Here is a 20,745-nt window from a genome sequence, read left to right on the forward strand (position 1 = left end):
AAGGCGCTATATTTTTATAAAGATTAAGATCTACTATCTTCATTATGATATATACTGAGGTAGCTATCATAGCGGGAACTCTCAATATCGCCTTCTTCCACAGCTTCCATAATGACACAACCGGGTTCATTGATATGCCTGCAATTATGAAATCGACATTGATTCATCAACGCGCGCATCTCTGGAAAAAAATGGGATAGCTCCTGTTTTTCTATATCGACAATTCCCAACTCACGAATACCAGGCGTATCAATTAACTTCCCTCCAAAAGGAAGATCAAACATTTCAGCAAAAGTAGTTGTATGCTTTCCTTTGTCAGACCAATCGGAGATTTCACCAGTTTTCAACCCGTATTCAGGAACGATTGCATTGATCAACGTTGATTTGCCAACCCCAGAATGACCTGATACCAAGGTTATTTTATCTTTAAGCAGTTGCTTGACAACGTCGATATTGGTACCGGTTAACGCAGAAACCTCGAAACAGGGGTAGCCAATATGTTCATAAATAGCTTTATAGTCTGCCAATATCTCCAACCCCTCATCACTAAAAAGATCCAATTTATTGAAAATAATTACGGCAGGAATTCCGTAAGCCTCCGTTGTTACTAGAAAGCGATCGATAAAACCTAAAGATGTTGGCGGCGAGGCAAGTGTCACCACTAAAAAAGCTTGATCCAGGTTTGCTCCGATAATTTGAGTTTGCTTAGACAGATTGACGGATTTTCGAATGATATAATTTCGACGAGGTTCCAGTTCGTGAATGACCGCACTTTCCTGATCAGGTTCCACATCAAAATGTACCCAATCACCCACAGCAACAGGATTAGTCGTTTTTATTCCTTTAGTACGAAACTTTCCTTTAATACGACAATCGTATCTTTTATCATCTTCGCCCAAAACTTGATACCAACTCCCTGTCGATTTAGTTACCAGTCCTCTCATAAATCCTGTTGCATTAAATGTGTCATAGTACAAAAATCGGAAAAATTTATTAAACTTACCCTTTGATGAATTTCTTACCTTTGTAAGGAGACTAAAATTCAATTTTGTGAAAAAACTATTTCTTCTAGATGGAATGGCTCTTATATATAGAGCTTATTTTGCATTGAGCAAAACTCCCCGAATTACCTCAACAGGGTTAAATACGGGAGCAATCATGGGATTTACCAATACCCTATTGGATGTATTGAAAAATCAGCAACCTTCCCACATAGCAGTAGTGTTCGACACGGCGGCACCTACCGCACGACATATTGAATTTGAAGCTTATAAAGCACATCGCGAATCTATGCCAGAAGACCTTGCGGCCTCTATCCCCTATATCAATCGCTTAATTGAGGGCTTCAATATTCCGATCATCACCATGGATGGATACGAGGCCGACGATATTATCGGTACGCTGGCAAAAAAGGCTGAAAAGCAAGATTTTCAGGTCTATTGCATGACACCGGATAAAGATTTCGGGCAACTCGTGTCTGAAAATATCTTTATCTATAAACCTGCACGCATGGGTAATGGAGCAGAAGTACAAGGTGTCAAAGAGATTCTTGAAAAATGGGAAATTTCTGACGTTTGCCAGGTCATCGATATCCTTGGTCTTTGGGGCGATGCCGTGGACAATATCCCTGGTATACCTGGAATTGGAGAAAAAACAGCGAAAAAACTTGTTCAGGAATACGGATCTGTCGAAGGCATTATCGCTAACGCGGATCAGCTTAAAGGAAAAATGCGCGAGAATGTGGAGAATTTTGCAGAACAAGGGCTTATCTCCAAAAAATTAGCCACTATTTTATTGGATGTACCCATTGAACTTGATGAAAAATCCCTAGAACTGGAAGATCCAAACAAAGAAATCCTTGAACCACTATTTGCAGAATTGGAATTCCGAACACTTGGAAAACGAGTTTTCGGCGATGAATTCTCCGTACTTGACAAGAGCATTCCTACAAATGGGCAAATGGATTTATTTTCGACAACAACGACGACAATTACCACGACCGAAATTGTCACTGAAATCAGTGTCGAAAATGTCGCAATAAATAATATACATAATACAGCACATGAGTATGTTTTGGCCGACACAGCGGAAAAACAAGTAGCGCTAGCCGAACAGCTTGCGTCTTTAGATAGTTTTTGTTTCGACACAGAAACAACAGGATTGGATGCAAACCTTGCCGATATTGTGGGCTTATCATTTTCTTTTGAAAACGCTAAAGCGTATTATGTCCCAACACCTGCCGATCGTGAGGGTGCTCAAGCTATAGTCGATATTTTCAAGCCAGTTCTAGAAAACCCAAACATCGAGAAAATAGGACAAAACATCAAATACGATATTTTGTTATTAGCACGCTATGGTGTAAAGGTACAAGGTTCCCTTTTTGACACCATGCTTGCACATTATCTAATTGATCCAGATACCCGCCACGGGATGGATGTACTTGCAGAAAATTACCTGAATTACAGCCCGGTATCAATCACCGAACTTATCGGTGAAAAGGGAAAGAAGCAAGGGAATATGCGCGACGTTGAAGTCGAAAAAATAAAAGAATATGCTGCTGAAGATGCAGACATTACCCTGCAGCTAAAAAATGTGTTTCACCCGCTTCTTGTCGAGACCAACACCATGCAGCTCGCTCAGGATGTCGAATTCCCATTAGTCTATATACTCGCTGAAATTGAACGAAACGGTGTAAAAATAGATGTTCCGGCACTTGAAGAGTTTTCAAAAACACTGGAGCAGGACATTAAAAATCTCGAGGAATCCATCTTTGAGAAAGCGGGCGTAAATTTCAATATCGCCTCCCCTAAGCAATTGGGAGAAGTCTTATTCGATAAACTGCAACTGGATCCTAAAGCTAAAAAAACAAAAACGGGACAATATAAAACAGGTGAAGATGTGTTATTGGCATTGGCCCATAAATCAGATATCGTCCAAGATATCTTGAACTTTAGGCAGATGCAAAAACTCAAATCTACCTATGTTGATGCGCTACCTGAATTGATAAACCCAGAAACAGGGCTCATTCATACGTCATACAATCAAGCGGTTGCCGCAACAGGCCGTCTGAGCTCAACTAATCCGAACTTGCAAAATATCCCGATCCGTACCGAACGGGGGAGAGAAGTCAGAAAAGCCTTTATCCCAAGATCTGAAAACAACGTGATCCTCTCAGCCGATTATTCACAGATTGAACTCCGCCTGATTGCCGAACTCAGTAAAGATCAGAATATGATGGAAGCATTTAGTCAAGGTCACGATATCCACCGGGCAACAGCCGCGAAAGTCTATAATGTGGATTTTGATGCCGTTACTTCTGAACAACGTCGCAATGCGAAAGCAGTTAACTTCGGCATTATCTATGGCCAGTCGGCGTTTGGCCTTTCCCAAAACCTTGGCATATCTCGTAAAGAAGCATCCGATATCATCAATGAATATTTTAACCAATATACAGGTATAAAAAAATACATGAGTGATGCCGTCGAGTCTGCAAAAGAGAAGGGTTACGTTGAAACAATTTTAAAACGAAGACGTTATTTGAGAGATATCAATTCTGCAAACATCACCGTTCGCGGATTCGCTGAAAGAAACGCAATTAATGCTCCGATCCAAGGATCGGCGGCAGATTTGATCAAACTTGCCATGATCGCCATTCAGAAGGAAATTGAGCAGCGAGGTTTAACAGGCAAAATGATCATGCAGGTGCACGATGAATTGGTTTTTGACGTACCTAAAGACGAGATCGAGGTATTCAAAAAAATTATTTTGGACAAGATGTCCAATGCTATAAAAACAAGTGTTCCTTTGATCGTAGAAATTGGAGAAGGCAAAAATTGGCTAGAAGCACACTAAAGTTATGATAAAAAAATTCATCCATATCTTATTATTATTGTCTGTGTGCAGCTTTACAAACCTGTATGCACAGGATGAAAAACCTGTATTCTATGAAAAATTAGACCAGGGATTGATTCGTTTTTATTTTGACAAATATTATTATTTGGTTTCAAAAGAGTGCGAGTTTAAAACGATTGAACGTGTGAGCAAATTTGATTTTGCAAAGCAAGTCTTTGACGGAGAGTTTCGCGATTTTGCGCCAAATGGAGCGAGAATACTCATTGGCTCCTATAAAGATGGCAAAAAAGAAGGCGTATTTCAAGCCTTCCATCCAAATGGAGTGCTGAAATGGGAAGTAAATTTCCAGAATAACCATCCGATCGGTGATTGGAAATATTACTATCCGGACGGAAAACCACTATTGACCATAACTTATAGTGAACAAGGCTACTTTATAAAAGATTACTGGGACAACAGGGGCAAACAGGAAGTAATAAATGGCGAAGGCAATTATGAATTTTCTATTCCGTTTGAAGGATTTACTGAATTTGGGTTTGATTTCTATCTACGCAAAGGAAAGGTAAAAAGCGGCAGGCCACAGGGAAACTGGAATACATATTTCTACAATGTGGGTCAGCAACCCGTTTATGCTATGACACAACGCTTTGCAAATGGTGTACTCACAATGACATATGACGACAATGGCGACCTAAATAATGAGGATTTCATGTCGCTAAGCATCCTCCCTTATGACTATTTTATACGAGCGGAACTATTTAACGGTAAGTCTTGCAGCTTTGATGATTATTCCAATTTTTATGCTTTCTTAACTAAACGTTTTAATGACAATCTCAATAAAACCGGACTAGATATCACCAAGCAGGTTAATTTTTCTTACCTCGTGGAAGTAAAGAAAACCGGAATGGCTAATCTAAAAAGTCTCAAGTTAACATCAGATTCCGGAAACGAATCTTTCGATGGCATTTTGAGCCGTATTGCGAGAAGTATTGACTTCTATTTCCCTACGTATAAAGACAACCAGCCTCAAGACGACCTCATCAGAGTGTCTGGTGGGATCACACAGGGTAACGATGGAAAAATCTATACCCATTCAATTAAAATCGAAAGACAAATAGACAATTCGAGTAAATAATTATCTTTGCAGAAATAAATAGATATGAAATTTCATAAAGAAGGATACACCACATTAGCGATCGCTGTACTTTTTATCTTCATTATCAATGCCGTTGCGGATTATTATGACGCTCCGCAATATGCCAAATGGTTTATTTATGCGCTATCAGCATTCCTATTCATTACAGTTGTCCAGTTTTTCAGAAGTCCCAAAAAAGTGGTCAACCCGCAGGATGACGTGATTCTTTGTCCAGCGGATGGAAAAGTTGTTGTTATCGAAGAAACTGAGGAAAATGAGTATTTCCATGATAAGCGTATACAGGTATCTATATTTATGTCTCCTGTCAATGTGCATGTCAACAGAAACCCAATCAGTGGTTTAGTCACGTTCTTTAAATACCATCCCGGTAAGTTTCTGGTGGCTTGGCACCCCAAATCATCTACAGATAACGAAAGAACAACAGTCGTTGTCAAAGATAAGGCTGGTCGGGAGGTTCTTTTCCGCCAAATAGCAGGAGCCTTAGCGCGCCGCATTGTATGGTATGTAAAAGAAAAAGACGAAGTCGTGCAAGGCAATGAGTTTGGTTTTATCAAATTCGGTTCCCGCGTAGATTTATTTCTTCCTTTAGGCACTGAAATCAATGTTAACATTGGTGACAAGGTTACTGGAGCAAAAACGATTATCGGAAAATTTTAACAATTTATTAATATCATTATAAGTAACTTAGGCTCCAAATCAGGGGCCTTTTTTATTCTGCAAATGAACTTTAAACAATTACTACTGGCAAACTCCGCAGCTGTCGGCATTGCAATATCTACGATCAGCTTTTATTATAAACATGACCTACAGACAGCGCTGATCATTTTCTTTGTTGCTGTGGTAACGAGTTTCCTTCTATTTAACTATCTATTTGAAAAATATATATATCGTAGACTCAATACGATGTATAAATTAATTCATAACCTTAAACTCGGTAAGGATCTTAAAGATGCTATCGGAGAACATGTCAGTGAGGATCCTATCACAGATGCTGAGAACGAAGTCAAAGCATGGGCAAAAGATAAAAAAAATGAGATAGAGCAGTTAAAATCACAGGAGAAATTCCGAAGAGAGTTTTTATCCAACATTTCTCATGAATTCAAGACGCCTTTATTTGCCACTCAAGGTTACATTGAGACCCTGCAAGATGGCCTGATGGAAGAAGACATGGAAATGGCCAAGAATTTCTTAGATAAGGCTGCCCGGAATCTAGACCGGCTAAATTACCTGATTCAGGATCTTGATGAAATATCCAAACTGGAATCCGGAAAAATGGTCCTGAATATAGAAAAATTCGATATCGTCGACCTCATTAAAGACACCACCTACTCTCTTGAAGACAAAGCTAAACAACACAATATCAAAATAGAATTCAAACCCAAAGTGGGTACACCCCATTGGGTTAAAGCTGACCGAAATAAAATTCATCAGGTATTATACAACCTGATAGATAATTCCCTAAAGTATGGAAAAGAGGGCGGGACAACGAAAATTAAGATTTTCCCACTGTTTGAACAGGTTCTTATCGAAATTACAGACGACGGTTATGGCATCGAAGAAAAAAATCTGAGCCGTGTATTCGAGCGCTTTTTTCGAACTGATAAGAGCCGATCACGCGATATTGGAGGATCAGGATTAGGATTGGCTATCGTAAAGCACATTGTCGAAGCACATCAGCAAAACGTAAATGTGCGTAGTACAGAGGGCATTGGAACAACATTCGGCTTTACTTTACAAAAAGTTCAGTCCGGTAATTAAACAATTGATGACACTTTTGTGTTTAAACAAAATCAATGTTAACATTAACTTAACATTAAGGTATTATTTTTGCAAAAATAAATTTAAGATATGTCTTTAAATAGCATTTTTCAATACTTCGTTCCAAAGGATAAAAAATTCTTCCCTTTGTTTGAACAAGCCGGCAACAACTTGATCGAGATGTCAAAGTTGTTAAAAGATATTGTTAACTCAAGCAACCCTGAAAAGAAAAAGGAATTAACACGCAAAGTGGAAGATTTGGAACATAGAGGCGACAACATCACGCATCAAATTCATTTGGAGCTGGGAAAGAACTTTATCACTCCTTTTGACCGCGAAGATATACACTCTTTGGCAAGCTCATTGGACGATGTCGCAGATTTTATCCATGGAGCCGCCAATAGAATGGACCTTTACAAGGTTGAAAAGGCCACCGAGCCAATGATTGAAATTGCTGACTTACTAGTCGAAGCTACAGAACATGTATCAAAAGCTATTCATGAGCTTAGAGATTTGAAAAATATCCGCAATATTACGGATTCATGTGTTCGCATCAATAGCGTAGAAAACAAAGCGGATTATATTTTCGATAAAGCTGTAGCTGACCTTTTTGAATTTGAAAAAGATGCAATTTCATTAATTAAACACAAGGAAGTGTTATCTGCAATGGAAGATGCAACCGATAAATGTGAGGATGTTGCTAACGTATTAGAAAGCATTCTGGTTAAAAACGCATAATCATTCGATTTAAGTGCACAAAAATTCTACGAGATTATGATGTCAACATTACTCGTTGTTGTAATTGTCCTTGCGATTGCTTTTGACTACATCAATGGATTCCATGATGCCGCCAATTCTATTGCGACAGTTGTATCAACAAAAGTTTTAACGCCAGCAATGGCCGTTTTATGGGCTGCGATATTCAACTTTGCAGCTTACTTCTACTTTACAGATCATAAAGTAGCCAATACCATTGCAAAAACAGTATTGGAAGAATACATTACCTTAGAAGTTATTTTTGCGGGGTTACTTGCAGCAATCGGTTGGAACTTATTTACCTGGTACTATGGTGTGCCATCCAGTTCATCCCATACACTTATTGGAGGTTTTGCAGGATCGGGTATGGCATACGCTTTTATTCTTGGCGCAGATCCTATCCACGCCATCAATATTGATGCAACCTTAAAGATTATTGCATTTATCGTACTGGCCCCTATTATAGGTATGACGATATCGGTTATCATCACATTGATTGTAATCAACCTGGCAAAAAACTCCCGTCCAAGTGTTGCCGAAAAATGGTTCAAGATATTGCAACTTGTTTCTTCTGCCGCCTTGAGCTTTGCACATGGAGGTAATGATGCGCAGAAAGTCATGGGAATTATCCTTGTAGCGATGGTTGCTGGTGGCTATGTCCCAACGACTGAACACATGCCTGAATGGATTCCATTAACTTGTTACGCAGCAATCGCTGCCGGAACAATGAGCGGTGGGTGGAAAATTGTTAAAACGATGGGAACCAAGATTACAAAAGTAACACCCTTGGAAGGTGTTTGTGCTGAATCTGCAGGAGCTGTCACCTTGGGTATCACAGAACATTTTGGGATACCAGCCTCAACTACGCATACCATTACAGGTGCAATCATCGGTGTTGGTGTTGTCAAACGTGTATCAGCAGTACGTTGGGGGGTAACAATCAGCTTGTTATGGGCTTGGATATTAACCATTCCGGTTTCAGCTTTGTTGGGCGCGTTGTCGTTATTGGTCGTACATTATTTGCTTTAGAAAAAAATACTTAATTTTTTTCTTAAACCTATTGAAACAAAACAAAAATTTGGTACTTTCGTACCGGATTTTTGTTTTGTTGTTTCACATTAAATACTTAATTTAGTACAAAATATAGCAAAAACAAAATTTTAACATAACTTTAAGACTTTGGCACGGCAATTGTACTATTCCATGTGTTAATACGATAATTAAATTTGAAAACAATTAAAATTAATAATAACCTTAAAAACAAGAGTATGAACTATTCTACAATTAAAAAAACAGCAGTTGCTGCTACATTAGTTGCCGCTTTAGGTTTCGCTGGTACAGCACAAGCTCAACAAGTATTCGGTGGTAGATCACAATACAGAACTTGGTCTATCGGAGTTCAAGGTGGTATCACTACACCTAATACCATTCTTCCTGGATCTAATGCCTTTGGACAGAAAGTAGGTTACTTCCAAAATAAAGTAGGCGAGTATTATGGTTTGACAGTGCGTAAACAATTCTCTCACACTTTTGGTTTAGAATTAGAAGCAAACCGTGGTAAGATCAAAACTTACAACAAAGCTCTTGACGGATTTAACGGATTTGAAGCTGGTTCTGGAACTAATCGTAATGGTGTTGCTAAATCTGCACAAACTGATGTAAATTGGGCAGCTAGCATTAATGGTGTATTTCAATTAGGAACTATTGATTTCTTAAGAAGAGAAAATGCGGTTAACTTCTACGCTAAAGTAGGTTTAGGAGTATTGGCTAATAATCCTGTTCAATTTGGAAATGAAGACTTTTCTGGAACAGAGGTTTATAACAATAAAGGTAATTGGGGATCTGAAATCTTCGGTGACCGTGAATTCAAAGGTGACCGTGATAACAAATTAACGGCTTTCGTTCCTGTAGGTGTTGGTGCTAAATTCAAATTATCAGAAGTTGTTGCCTTGAATTTAGGTTATACAATGAACTTTACTGATGATAACTTATTATATGGTCCCGCTCGTACAGATTACAAAGGTAAATTCTCTACAGTGATGGCTGGTTTAGAATTCACTTTAGGTTCGAAAGACAAACAAAACTTGACTTTTGCTAACCCAGTTGCTACATTGTATGATGAGTTGAAAGATCCTTCATTGAGAAACGAAGTTGAAGCGTTGAAACAACGTGTAAGCACTTTAGAAGGTACTGTTAACACATTAAGCGCTGACGCTGATGGTGACGGTGTATCTGATAAATTTGACAAATGTCCTGGTACTCCAGCTGGTACTCCAGTAGATGGTTCAGGATGTCCAATCAAATTCCCAGAGCCAGTTGCTAACAACGTTACTTCTAACGGTTACTACGCTCCAATTCAATTCGAATTTGATAGCTCAGTATTGAAAACTTCATCTTACTCTACATTAGACAAATTGGCTAAAGAGTTACGTGATAACAATTCATCTGTACAATTAGATGGTTATGCTTCTGCTGAAGGTTCTGAAGCTTATAACGTGACTTTATCTAAAGACCGTGCGAACTCTGTAAAACAATATTTAGTAAACGCTGGTGTTTCTTCATCAAGCATCACTGCTAACGGTTACGGAGAGAAAAACCCAGTTGCATCTAATGCTACTGAAGAAGGTCGTGTTCAAAACCGTCGTGTTGAGATCAAAAAATAATCGTATATAACTTATACCATTATATTAGAAGCCGGCTTTAAAGCCGGCTTTTTTATTTTACCCGTATTTATCCTTAACTTTGTGGAGGATATCCGATTTGTGGAAAATTAGTTCGAACAAATTAGATAAGAAATTAGTATTTTGAATTAAAGAACAGAATACTGGTTTTAAACTTTTGAGAATGGAAGAGGATTTTGAATTTGAAAACCCCGAAGAAAGAAAAATCTCGGTGGACAGATATGAGGAAATGCTTCGAAACGAGGATCAGTATTTTTTTGACTCCAAGGCTTTTGAAGGAATTATTGATTACTACGCTGAAAAAAATGACCCTGTTAAGGCCCTACAGGTTACCGAATATGCGATCAGCCAACACCCTTTTGATATTACCTTCCTATTGAAACAGGCACAACTGTTTTCAACGATTCAACAATATCAGAATGCACTTGCAGCGCTTGATAAAGCGGAATTATTGGAAGCTTCAGAAGGAGACATCTTCTTGATCCGCGGTGGCATATTAGGCAGTATCGGCCAGTTTGATAATGCTTTGGGACAACTCTTCAAGGCACTTCCGCTATTAGATAATAAAGATGAAGTCTACTTCCATATTGCGATGATCTTTCAAGCGCAAATGAATTATGACAAAGCAATAATTTATCTAAAGAAAGCACTTGAGCTCAATATGGATTACCAAGAAGCACTCTATGAATTGGCCTATTGTTATGATATATTGGATAGACAGGAAGAAAGTATCTCCTTTTATAAGAAGTACATTGATTCAGACCCATACTCCTATTATGCTTGGTATAATCTAGGAAATTCTTACCATAAAATAAGCCGGTTTGAGGAAGCTCTGGATGCTTATGACTATGCTATATTAATTAAAGAAGACTTTTCTTCAGCTTATTTCAATAAGGGGAACGCTCTTGTTAATCTAGATCGCTATCAGGAAGCATTGGACGTATACAAACAAACATTTGAATATGAGCAACCAAGTGCTGATACCTATTGTGCGATTGGCGAATGTTATGAGAAACTTGAGCAGATGGAGGAAGCCCGCAATTATTATAAAAAAGCAGTCAAATTAGATGCGGAGCTTGCTGATGCCTGGTTCGGTATTGGGGTCACCTTAGATTTCGAAGAGCGTTATTTTGAATCTCTTCATTTCTATAAAAAAGCATTGGAGCTGGAAGATACAAACCCCGATTACTGGTTTGCGATTGCCGATGCCCGATACAAACTACAACAAATAGATCTTGCAGAAGAAGCCTATAAAAAGGTAGTCGCTTTGAACCCAACAGATATAGATGCGTGGCTCGATTATTCCTCCATTCTATTTGAACAAAGTAAAATTGAAGAAGCCATTGATGTAATATCCGATGCCATCACACAAAATCCAAATGCTGCAGAGCTGTACTATCGTGTGGTTGCTTATCTATTTGCCAATGGACAATACAATGAAGCGCTGAACTTTTTAGAGCTTGGTCTGGCGACGGATCCCGATAAGCATCATATTCTTTTTGATTACCTTCCACAGCTACAAGGGAATCAGATTATTACTGAAATTGTAAAAAAATATACAAAGCCGAAAGATTAACATGTTAGAGGCTCATATCCGGTCATTGCATAGCAATGACCGGATATTAAAATTGAAAATATATTCCTGTTCCCACAACGTACTTTTCGCAATTCAAATGAAAAAATTAGGCTTAATAGGATACCCGTTAGGGCATTCTTTTTCAAAAAAATATTATCTAGAAAAATTTCATCAAGAGGGTATTACCGATGTGGATTATGATTTATATCCACTTGCTCAAATAGCCGATTTTACAATAATTGCTTCCAATAAAGACTTTTACGGTGTCAATGTGACCATTCCCTATAAGATAGAGGTTATGGATTATTTGGATGAGCTCTCGGAAGAAGCTCATGCAATACAAGCTGTAAACTGTATTCGAATCAGCCATACATCAGATGGCATAACACATCTTAAAGGCTACAATACAGATGCCTATGGTTTTGAGGCATCGCTAAAGCCGCTATTAAATCCCCAAGCGGATAAGAAGGCTTTGATTTTAGGTAATGGGGGCGCTGCAAAAGCTGTCATTTATGCCCTGAATCAACTTGGAATAACACATACTTTAGTAAGCAGAACCAAACAGGCAGGCCAGCTCACTTATGATGAAATTGATCGTGCTATCCTAGCTGACCATACTTTGATTATCAACTGTTCACCGGTTGGTACATTTCCCAATACAGCAGAATATCCGAAAATTCCTTACGAATTCTTAACTGAGAATCACCTCTGTTATGATCTCATATACAACCCAGAGGAAACAACGTTTCTTCGAAAAAGCAAAGAAAAAGGTGCCAGAATCAAAAACGGGTATGAAATGTTGGTTCTACAAGCAGAAAAAAACTGGGAAATCTGGAATAGTTGACCTTTCAATAGTAAGAAATCAATAAAAACTGTAATTTTACCACTATGCTTACGATCAAAACATTCACTTTCAATCCCTATCAGGAGAATACTTATCTACTTTATAACGAGTCAGGAAATGCCATTATCATTGATCCTGGGATGTACGGCGAGCAAGATCAGCAAGAACTCCTAGCTTTCATCGCAAACAATAAACTCAAGCCGACACTCCTATTAAATACACACTGTCATATTGACCATGTATTGGGGAATAGTTTTGTCCATGAAAAATTTGGCTTGCTTCCGCAGTTTCACGAAGGTGAGGTACCAATTTTAGTAGCGGTTCAGAATTATGCTCCTCAAATGGGCATCCGATATGACATTTCCCCAATTGGGGAAACATTTCTAAATGAGGATGATACCATTCATTTAGATGATGATGAGCTAACGGTCATTCTTGCGCCTGGACATTCCCCTGCACATATTTGCTTATATTCAGCTGATCAAAAATTCTTGATCGGAGGAGATGTTCTATTTCGCAATAGCATTGGCCGTACTGATCTTCCTGGGGGAAATCACCAGCAGCTTTTGGATAGCATAAAAACAAAACTTTATACCTTGCCCGACGACACGATCGTCTATCCGGGGCATGGCCCATCGACTACGATTGGCTTCGAAAAAAATTCTAATCCATTTATCCAAGGATAAAAGTCATGAACCTGCCATTTCTATTTGCAAAAAGATATCTGTTTTCTAAGAAATCAGTTAATGCCATTAATATCATCTCTTCAATTAGTGTGATTGGCGTAATGGTAAGTAGTGCCGCATTAATCATTTTGTTATCATCATTCAATGGAATGGAACAGCTGATACTATCCATGTACAGTAAGTTTGCTCCTGAGCTGAAGATTGAACCCAAGAAAGGCAAACTTTTTGATAGCAAACAGGCTATCTTCAGCGAATTACGAAAAGATTCTAATGTGGTTCATTATACGGAGGTTCTACAAGAGAAGGTATTGTTACAATATTCAAATAGACAATTTATTGCAAATATAAAAGGTGTCGAACCTCAATCGCTAAGTAAGAAGACCGGAGACAGTATCCTCGTAGATGGCCAATACAAACTTACTCATGACTCGACTAACCTCGCAATTCTAGGGGCTAGCGTACAGGCAAATCTGGCGATTCCTATGCAGAACTCTTCGGGACAAATTCAAGTGTATTCACCGAGAAAAGGGGTAAAAAATTCCTCCAATCCTGCTGAAGAGTTCAACATCCGATCCATAACTCCTGTAGGGGTAATGCGCTATCAACAAGATTTTGACAATTTGATAATTACACCGATTTCATTTGCTAAAGAGGTTCTCGGAGAATATGACCGCGTTTCATCGATCGAATTTTACCTAAAAGATGGTATAGATGTCAACTTATTTGGGCAGACATTACAAAAGAAAATAGGACCAGATTATATTGTAAAGAATAGGGAAAAACAAAACCCCACCTTATATAAAAATGTACGTGTTGAACGCTGGGTCGTCTTCTTTATCCTGACCTTAATCAGTGTGATTGCAATCTTTAATATTGTAGGTTCCTTAACCATGCTTGTACTGGACAAACAAAAGGATATGACGATCCTGAAAGGTTTGGGTGGGGCTGATAATCTAATTCAACGTATCTTCTTTTATGAAGGTCTTATGATCGCTATTATCGGTTGTGTATTAGGTCTATTGATAGGCGGCATATTCAACTATATTCAGTCAGTCTATGGAATCATTCGTGTAGAAGATGGAGCGAATACCATTATTGACAGCTACCCTATGGTAAGTAAGTGGAGTGATTACATTTTAGTATTCATAACAGTCATTGGCATCTCTGGTCTAGTTTCCTATTTCTCCGCTAAATTAAGTGTGAGAGAACTCAATAAACTGAAATCGACTGATTAATAACTTGAACTTTTTCGGCTTTGACTTCCTTTTGTAATCTGTTGGATTAAACTGCCCCATGCAAAAGGATTTAACAATGGATTAGCATAACGTTGGTTGATGACTTTATTATTCATGGTATTAAAGCTCTGCGCATTATTAATTGAACGCATTTCATTTCCGTCACGTGGTATTACAGCTGCCATTGCAGACAAGGACTCATACGACAAGGATCTTCTTACTCTAACGATGTTATCTTCGGAAACGTCTAGATTCATAAATGCAATGTTAAACTCTTCTATACTTGCCCAAGGATAGGGCGTTACCATCGGAAGTTCCGTCACTAGATTTTGCATAATGATATTTGCGGTATATTTATCTCCAGAAACCTCAGGAATAGTGACAACTAAAGGATCAAAACCGACAGAGGTAAAACGAATTGTATCGCCTACATGTGCCACAAAAGAGAAATAGCCCTCGTTATTTGCAGCAAATGCTTCATTTCGGAAAGATAAATTAGTGACAGTCGCATAACCTACAGGAAGTCCAGACCCAACCGTTGTTACGATACCGGAATATTGAATAATTTTCCTTTCCTGCGCTTGTAATGCAGCGGAACAAAAAAGTATAAATACAGCAAATAATATAGAAACCAGCAACTTCATAGAACAAATTTAAACAAAAGTAGCCGAACTAGCCGTTAAATTGTGTTAATAGAAAAACTAATTAACAGAGGGTAAAGTTGCTTCTGGGGAATCTGGATCTGTTAAATTAATAGCCTCTACTGCTGTAATTTCAGGAACAGCTTTCTTAATTGCCTGCTCTAAACCAGCTTTAAAGGTCATAATGCTCATTGAACATGAAGCACATGCTCCCAATAATTTTAAACGCACGACATTATCCGCTGTAATCTCTTCAACACTCACATTTCCGCCATCAGTCTCCAAATATGGTCTCAAGGTATCTAATGCTTGCTCAACTTTTTCTTTTAAAGTCATACTCTTAATGCTATTCAATGATTGTAATATGTAAAGATAATCAAATATTTTAAAATGTGTATTTTTAGGCTTCGCTACCATTGGAAAAACAACAAGTATATGACAATATACCCTCTTCCAAGCTACAATCGAGTTAAAGAATGTTAATAAGAAATGTTGTTTTTGCGATCAAATAATTATTAAACTATATTGCGCAGTAAAATTTAATTGATTAGTATAACAAATTCACTTATCTTTGTAAAATGTTTTTAAATAGGCGTATAGCGGCTATCTGTGCCGGCATGATGTTTCTATTGGTATTTACTGGCTGTAAAAGTAAATTTGAGAAATTGCGCGCAAGCAATAACATCGCTCAAAAGTACGAAGAGGCCGTAAAACTTTATGAGAAAAAGAAATATACAAAGGCGTTAGTTTTGTTTGATGACTTGCGGACCAAATTCCGTGGACAAGCTGAAGCAGAAAATATTTACTATTATTTGGCATTTGCCAACTACCGTCTGAAAGATTATACATCTGCAGCATTTCACTTTAAAGATTTTGCGGATGTTTATCCAAATAGTGCAAGAGCAGAGGAATGTCGCTTTATGCATGCCTATTGTTATTACTTGGATTCTCCGAGATCGACGTTAGATCAAGCAAATACAAGAAAGGCAATTGATGCATTACAACTCTTCGTCAATCTCTATCCCGAATCGGAACGGTCCAAAGAAGCCGCAGATCTTATTCAGAAATTAAGAGATAAACTTGAGCTTAAAGCATTTGCTAATGCAAGACTGTATTATGACATGGGTCTTACGGATGATTATAGGGCAGCTGTCATCGCATTACAGAATGTATTAAAAGAATACCCTGATACAAAATACGCAGAAGAGATTGAGTTTTTAACCTTAAAAGCACAATACATCTATGCGTCAAAAAGTTTCTTCCTGAAACAAGAAAGCAGATTTGATGATGCCTTGGATTATTACCGTAGCTTCGCAAGTAATTTTCCGAATAGCAAACATATGAAAGAGGCAGAATCTCTTCGTGAGAATTCTGAAAAAGGGATTAAAACCGCCCTCTCTCAAGTGAAGGATTATAATAAGGCCGTTGCGGAGCAGGAAGTGTATATTAAAGAACAAAAGGCGAAAAAAGAAAAAGAAAATACCCAAAAAGATGAGTCAAAAAAATAACAATTCAGTTCCAAACTCTACAGTCACACGTGACTTGAGACAATTGGACAAAGGCACTGACAATCTCTATGAATCTATTGTAGTTATTTCTAAACGCGCGAACCAAATTGCAGTAGATATTAAAGAAGAATTGAATGGAAAACTTGCTGAATTCGCGAGCAACAACGATAACTTGGAAGAGGTATTCGAAAACCGTGAACAAATAGAGATTTCAAAACATTACGAGCGTATGCCAAAGCCTACTTTGGTTGCTATTGATGAATTTTTACACGATAAAGTGTACTACAGAAATCCTTCAAAAGAGCAGGACTAATACTTAAACAATGGCTTTAGCTGGGAAAAATATTGTAATTGCTGTATGCGGCAGTATTGCCGCATACAAGATTGCATCCCTTATCCGCCTTTTGGTAAAAGCGGAAGCCAAAGTTAACGTAGTCATGTCAAAAGAAGCGACAGCCTTTATTACCCCGCTTACGCTTTCCACACTCTCCAAAACCCCCGTTTTAATAGATTATTATCAGCCGAATACCGGGGAATGGAACAATCATGTCGAAATTGCTTTAAATGCAGATTATATTTTAGTCGCACCAGCAACGGCAAATACCTTGGCCAAAATGGCCAATGGGTTTTGCGATAACCTCTTAACAGCCGTGTATCTATCAGCAAAATGTCCAGTACTATTCGCTCCAGCAATGGATTTAGATATGTGGAAACACCCTTCAACACAGTCCAATATTAATAAGCTTAGTTCTTATGGCAATATCCTCATTCCTCCGGGAAAAGGGGAACTGGCAAGTGGTCTAGTGGGTGAGGGGCGTTTGGCGGAGCCGGAAGAAATAATGGATTTCTTAGTTAAATTTTCGGAGCGAGGACTGCCCTTAGCAGGAAAGAAAGCATTAGTATCAGCTGGCCCTACTTATGAAGCTATAGACCCAGTCCGCTTCATTGGCAATCATTCAAGTGGAAAAATGGGCTATGCCATCGCCAAAGAACTTGAAGAACTTGGCGCAGACGTCACGCTAGTATCGGGACCGACTGCCCTGAAATTACCCGAGCGCGTCTATACGATTTCAGTTACCTCGGCAGCTGAGATGCTGAGCGCCTGCGAAGAATATTTTGAAGCAGCAGATATTGTTGTGATGAGCGCTGCTGTGGCAGACTACACTCCAGTTGAAGTCGCTACCCAAAAAATAAAAAAGAAAGAAAACGAATTCGCTATCGCGCTGACGAAAACCGCCGATATTCTAGCTACTTTAGGTGCCAAAAAGAAAGAAAACCAGTTACTCGTTGGGTTTGCATTGGAAACCAATAATGAACTCGAAAATGCAAAAGACAAATTGGTTCGAAAAAACCTGGATTTTATTGTGCTCAATTCCATGCAAGATAAAGGTGCCGGCTTTGCCACGGATACCAATAAAGTCACTATAATCGATCGGTCTGGAAATACCCGTGAGTTTAGCCTAAAATCGAAAGAAGAAGTTGCTAAAGATATCTGCTCAATTATCGTGAGCCTATCCTAAGCAAATTTTATATATACTACCCTTGGAGTACAATGTCTCCAGCTCTTATAAATTTGCAATCCTCAATTCCTTTGGATAATAGTTGTTTATTCGGTTGGTCAATACCTTCATCCAGCCCAAAGGTTTACCTTGAAAACTTGCTATGGCCCATCCTTGAATATTTTCGCCAATCGTATCCACAGCTATATTTTCCTTTCTAAGATAATTGCGGGCATCCTCAAGCGACAATTCCACCAATTGGAAGTCTTTGGTCAAATGAATGCTCAAAGCCAGCGCATGGCTTGGTATTAGCTCCTTTCTGTTAAGTTTCCCAACATTAGTTCCCGCATTCTTAAGATAAAGTACATTTTGGAGATACTTTAGATCATGTTCATACATTTTTGGAAAAACATATACATCCTCATGATGAAGAAAAGTATGAAAACTGGCACTATCCGAAATCCAATTATCTAGAATTCCTCTAGGTACCTCTGATTTTTCGGGTTTAATTCGCTTTCTATTGAGCGTTTCCTGTTCGCCAATCTTCTTAAGGACAGCAATAAAAAAGCCCTCTCCACCTAATTTATGCGGGTAAAATCGATAACCGTGTGCACGATGCTTATTAGAACTTGTATGATCAATTCCCCAATGCTCTTCAATAGCTATTTCAATAGATTCGAAATCACCGCTATCCAGTAACCAATCGACAATATCTTCATTTTCTTCCGGAGAATAAGAACACGTTGAATAGAACAAATATCCGCCCTTATTTAAAGTCGCCAAGCTTTCAGCCAAAATTCGCTGTTGTCTTTCGCTACAAAGCTTAACATTAGCTTCGGACCATTCATCGATGGCATCGGTATCTTTTCTAAACATTCCAGATCCAGAACATGGGGCATCAACAACCATCAAATCGAAGTATCCTGGAAGGCGATTAAACGCTGCAGGATCATTATTTGTCGTTACTGTGTTAGCATTTCCCCATTTCATTAAGTTATCTTGCAGGACGGTAACCCTAGTTTTAATAATTTCATTTGCAACCAAGAGCGATTCCGGATGCAAACTACTGTTTAATAAAGTAGACTTTCCTCCTGGAGCGGCGCATAAGTCCAACGCCCGAACACTCCTTTCATTTAACTTCAAACTTCGAATAATATGATCTATGAACATGGAAGAAGCATCTTGTGGATAGTATGCTCCAGCATGAAATAAAGGATCTAACGTAAACACTGGACGATCCTGAAGATAATAAGCCACATGACACCAAGGAACTTGTTCTGCATTAGGAAACGGACAATCTTCTAATTTATTAGGGTTTAGGCGTATTGCCGTCGCCCGAATACCTTCTTCATGTATCTTAATAAATGCATCAGTATCAAATAATGGATTCACTCCTAACTTTTTCACTAAAGAATTTGGCAGAAAATTACTCATGTTGTCCTAATAGTTTGCGATAAAATTAAGATAAATAAAAATGAAGTCAAAATAAGTGGTAAATTACAAGAAAGAGTAACTTTGCATCATGAAAGAATTCAAGAAATATGCTATTATTCCTGCAACTCCAGAGGAGCTGTATCTTGCATTAACGACCGAAATTACCGCTCGTCTTTGGACAGGAGACCTAGTGTCCATAGACGCTACTATCAACGGAGAATTCTCCTTATGGGATGGTGCTATAACTGGCCGATTCTTGGAACTGGAACCTTCGACAAAAATTGTGCAAGAATGGTACTTCGGTGAAACAGACAACCCTTCGATTGTTACATTAAAGCTGCATGAACATAAAAAAGGGACATCCTTGGAAATTAGGCAGACAAATATACCGGATGAAGACTTTGAAAATATCTCGGATGGATGGGAAGACCCTTATATTTCCTCGTTGATCGACTTTTATACAGAAGAAGATTAAAGCAATGCAGCTATTCTTCCAGGGTATAGTGTAATAGCCAAGAACATCAGGTATTTGTATTCCATATAGACCGTTGGCAATACAGATACCTCCTTACTGTGCCCGACTTTCCACTTTCCAATATATAATAATTGATATTTCACTATTATACAACATGTGAGTCGTTTCAATATCTCAAATAGAACGGATTATAATTTCTATATGCTCCTTTAATCCCAATCTTCATACATATAAAATATCCCACAATAGTTTCAAACACCAAACTCAAAGCTCCTGCCGATATATTCATCCTTTACAGGCAAAGGTGTAGCAATCTTACAACATAAAATCGGCAACAGCGAAAATTATGGTGTTAAAAAGTTTTCAATCCTATCTAATAGAAATACGAATGATATATCCAAAAACCGAGACTTTCTCACATCCGTAAACCATTGGGGTAATAGCTGAGACAGGACATGCTGCTAGTGATTACAAGTAGCTTGTGTAGTGACCGCCGAATATTTGATTTACAATAAATGCTGGCTATAACGATGCGTCACACTGCTGCGGAACAGCGCCGGTCGGGGGGTACGGCAGATATGCAATAGCTTGTACAGGGAAGTACAGGCAGGTATCTAAACGCAAGAAGCCCTTGACTGTTTCCA

Annotated in this window: 19 protein-coding genes; 15 read left to right on the forward strand and 4 right to left on the reverse strand. The window is 38.5% G+C overall.

What is annotated here, in order from left to right:
• Positions 1-23: 23 nt before the first annotated feature.
• Positions 24-944, reverse strand: a complete 921-nt coding sequence (gene rsgA / locus B4Z47_RS14745) for a ribosome small subunit-dependent GTPase A (RefSeq protein WP_070560929.1) — start codon at positions 942-944, stop codon at positions 24-26.
• 106 nt (positions 945-1,050) lie between these two features.
• On the opposite strand from rsgA, the gene polA reads away from it, so the two are divergent.
• The 11 genes from polA (at position 1,051) to B4Z47_RS14800 (ending at position 14,544) form a co-directional block, all read left to right on the forward strand.
• Positions 1,051-3,852 (forward strand): DNA polymerase I, encoded by a 2,802-nt coding sequence (gene polA / locus B4Z47_RS14750; protein ID WP_070560928.1) that lies wholly within the window; start codon positions 1,051-1,053, stop codon positions 3,850-3,852.
• Positions 3,853-3,856: 4 nt separating this feature from the next.
• Positions 3,857-4,987: a toxin-antitoxin system YwqK family antitoxin gene (locus tag B4Z47_RS14755; RefSeq protein WP_070560926.1), complete on the forward strand. Its 1,131-nt coding sequence runs from the start codon at positions 3,857-3,859 to the stop codon at positions 4,985-4,987.
• A gap of 24 nt (positions 4,988-5,011) precedes the next feature.
• A complete protein-coding gene (locus tag B4Z47_RS14760; RefSeq protein ID WP_070560924.1) occupies positions 5,012-5,665 on the forward strand; it encodes a phosphatidylserine decarboxylase family protein in 654 nt (217 codons plus the stop codon).
• Positions 5,666-5,728: 63 nt separating this feature from the next.
• Positions 5,729-6,766, forward strand: a complete 1,038-nt coding sequence (locus B4Z47_RS14765) for a sensor histidine kinase (protein ID WP_070560922.1) — start codon at positions 5,729-5,731, stop codon at positions 6,764-6,766.
• 90 nt (positions 6,767-6,856) lie between these two features.
• Positions 6,857-7,504: a DUF47 domain-containing protein gene (locus B4Z47_RS14770; protein ID WP_046671637.1), complete on the forward strand. Its 648-nt coding sequence runs from the start codon at positions 6,857-6,859 to the stop codon at positions 7,502-7,504.
• Positions 7,505-7,540: 36 nt separating this feature from the next.
• Positions 7,541-8,551, forward strand: coding sequence for an inorganic phosphate transporter (locus tag B4Z47_RS14775; protein WP_046671636.1), 1,011 nt, complete (start codon positions 7,541-7,543; stop codon positions 8,549-8,551).
• 197 nt (positions 8,552-8,748) lie between these two features.
• Positions 8,749-10,185, forward strand: coding sequence for an OmpA family protein (locus tag B4Z47_RS14780; protein ID WP_376782372.1), 1,437 nt, complete (start codon positions 8,749-8,751; stop codon positions 10,183-10,185).
• A 181-nt stretch (positions 10,186-10,366) separates the two neighbouring features.
• Positions 10,367-11,779: a tetratricopeptide repeat protein gene (locus B4Z47_RS14785; protein WP_070560920.1), complete on the forward strand. Its 1,413-nt coding sequence runs from the start codon at positions 10,367-10,369 to the stop codon at positions 11,777-11,779.
• A 97-nt stretch (positions 11,780-11,876) separates the two neighbouring features.
• Positions 11,877-12,623, forward strand: a complete 747-nt coding sequence (locus B4Z47_RS14790) for a shikimate dehydrogenase family protein (RefSeq protein WP_070561041.1) — start codon at positions 11,877-11,879, stop codon at positions 12,621-12,623.
• 44 nt (positions 12,624-12,667) lie between these two features.
• Entirely contained in the window at positions 12,668-13,309 is a 642-nt protein-coding gene (locus B4Z47_RS14795) for an MBL fold metallo-hydrolase (protein WP_070560919.1), read from the forward strand.
• 5 nt (positions 13,310-13,314) lie between these two features.
• The gene (locus tag B4Z47_RS14800; RefSeq protein WP_070560917.1) at positions 13,315-14,544 is read left to right on the forward strand and encodes an FtsX-like permease family protein; all 1,230 of its coding nucleotides are present in this window, start codon (positions 13,315-13,317) and stop codon (positions 14,542-14,544) included.
• On the opposite strand, the gene B4Z47_RS14805 is transcribed toward B4Z47_RS14800, so the two are convergent.
• Both B4Z47_RS14805 and B4Z47_RS14810 read right to left on the reverse strand, forming a co-directional pair.
• Positions 14,541-15,188, reverse strand: coding sequence for a carboxypeptidase regulatory-like domain-containing protein (locus B4Z47_RS14805; RefSeq protein WP_070560915.1), 648 nt, complete (start codon positions 15,186-15,188; stop codon positions 14,541-14,543). The genes B4Z47_RS14800 and B4Z47_RS14805 overlap by 4 nt on opposite strands.
• 57 nt (positions 15,189-15,245) lie before the next feature.
• Positions 15,246-15,521, reverse strand: coding sequence for a NifU family protein (locus tag B4Z47_RS14810; protein WP_046671629.1), 276 nt, complete (start codon positions 15,519-15,521; stop codon positions 15,246-15,248).
• Positions 15,522-15,763: 242 nt separating this feature from the next.
• Between B4Z47_RS14810 and B4Z47_RS14815 the strand changes: the two genes are divergently transcribed.
• The 3 genes from B4Z47_RS14815 to coaBC are packed head-to-tail and all read left to right on the forward strand — an operon-like array spanning position 15,764 to position 18,213.
• Complete coding sequence (locus tag B4Z47_RS14815) at positions 15,764-16,693, forward strand: outer membrane protein assembly factor BamD (RefSeq protein WP_112375121.1); 930 nt, start codon at positions 15,764-15,766, stop codon at positions 16,691-16,693.
• Positions 16,677-17,006, forward strand: a complete 330-nt coding sequence (locus tag B4Z47_RS14820) for a DNA-directed RNA polymerase subunit omega (RefSeq protein ID WP_046671627.1) — start codon at positions 16,677-16,679, stop codon at positions 17,004-17,006. The genes B4Z47_RS14815 and B4Z47_RS14820 overlap by 17 nt, the downstream gene beginning before the upstream one ends.
• A gap of 10 nt (positions 17,007-17,016) precedes the next feature.
• Positions 17,017-18,213 carry a bifunctional phosphopantothenoylcysteine decarboxylase/phosphopantothenate--cysteine ligase CoaBC gene (gene coaBC / locus B4Z47_RS14825; RefSeq protein WP_070560911.1) on the forward strand — a complete coding sequence of 399 codons (1,197 nt, stop codon included), beginning with the start codon at positions 17,017-17,019 and terminating at the stop codon, positions 18,211-18,213.
• Between the two features lie 45 nt (positions 18,214-18,258).
• Here coaBC and B4Z47_RS14830 read toward each other — a convergent pair whose 3' ends face one another.
• On the reverse strand, positions 18,259-19,626 hold the full coding sequence (locus B4Z47_RS14830; RefSeq protein WP_070560910.1) for a methyltransferase RsmF C-terminal domain-like protein: 1,368 nt from the start codon (positions 19,624-19,626) through the stop codon (positions 18,259-18,261).
• An 88-nt stretch (positions 19,627-19,714) separates the two neighbouring features.
• On the opposite strand from B4Z47_RS14830, the gene B4Z47_RS14835 reads away from it, so the two are divergent.
• A complete protein-coding gene (locus B4Z47_RS14835) occupies positions 19,715-20,101 on the forward strand; it encodes an SRPBCC domain-containing protein (RefSeq protein WP_070560908.1) in 387 nt (128 codons plus the stop codon).
• Positions 20,102-20,745 lie beyond the last annotated feature (644 nt).

This window comes from Sphingobacterium sp. UBA2610 (assembly GCF_002339225.1).
Lineage (GTDB): Bacteria > Bacteroidota > Bacteroidia > Sphingobacteriales > Sphingobacteriaceae > Sphingobacterium > Sphingobacterium multivorum.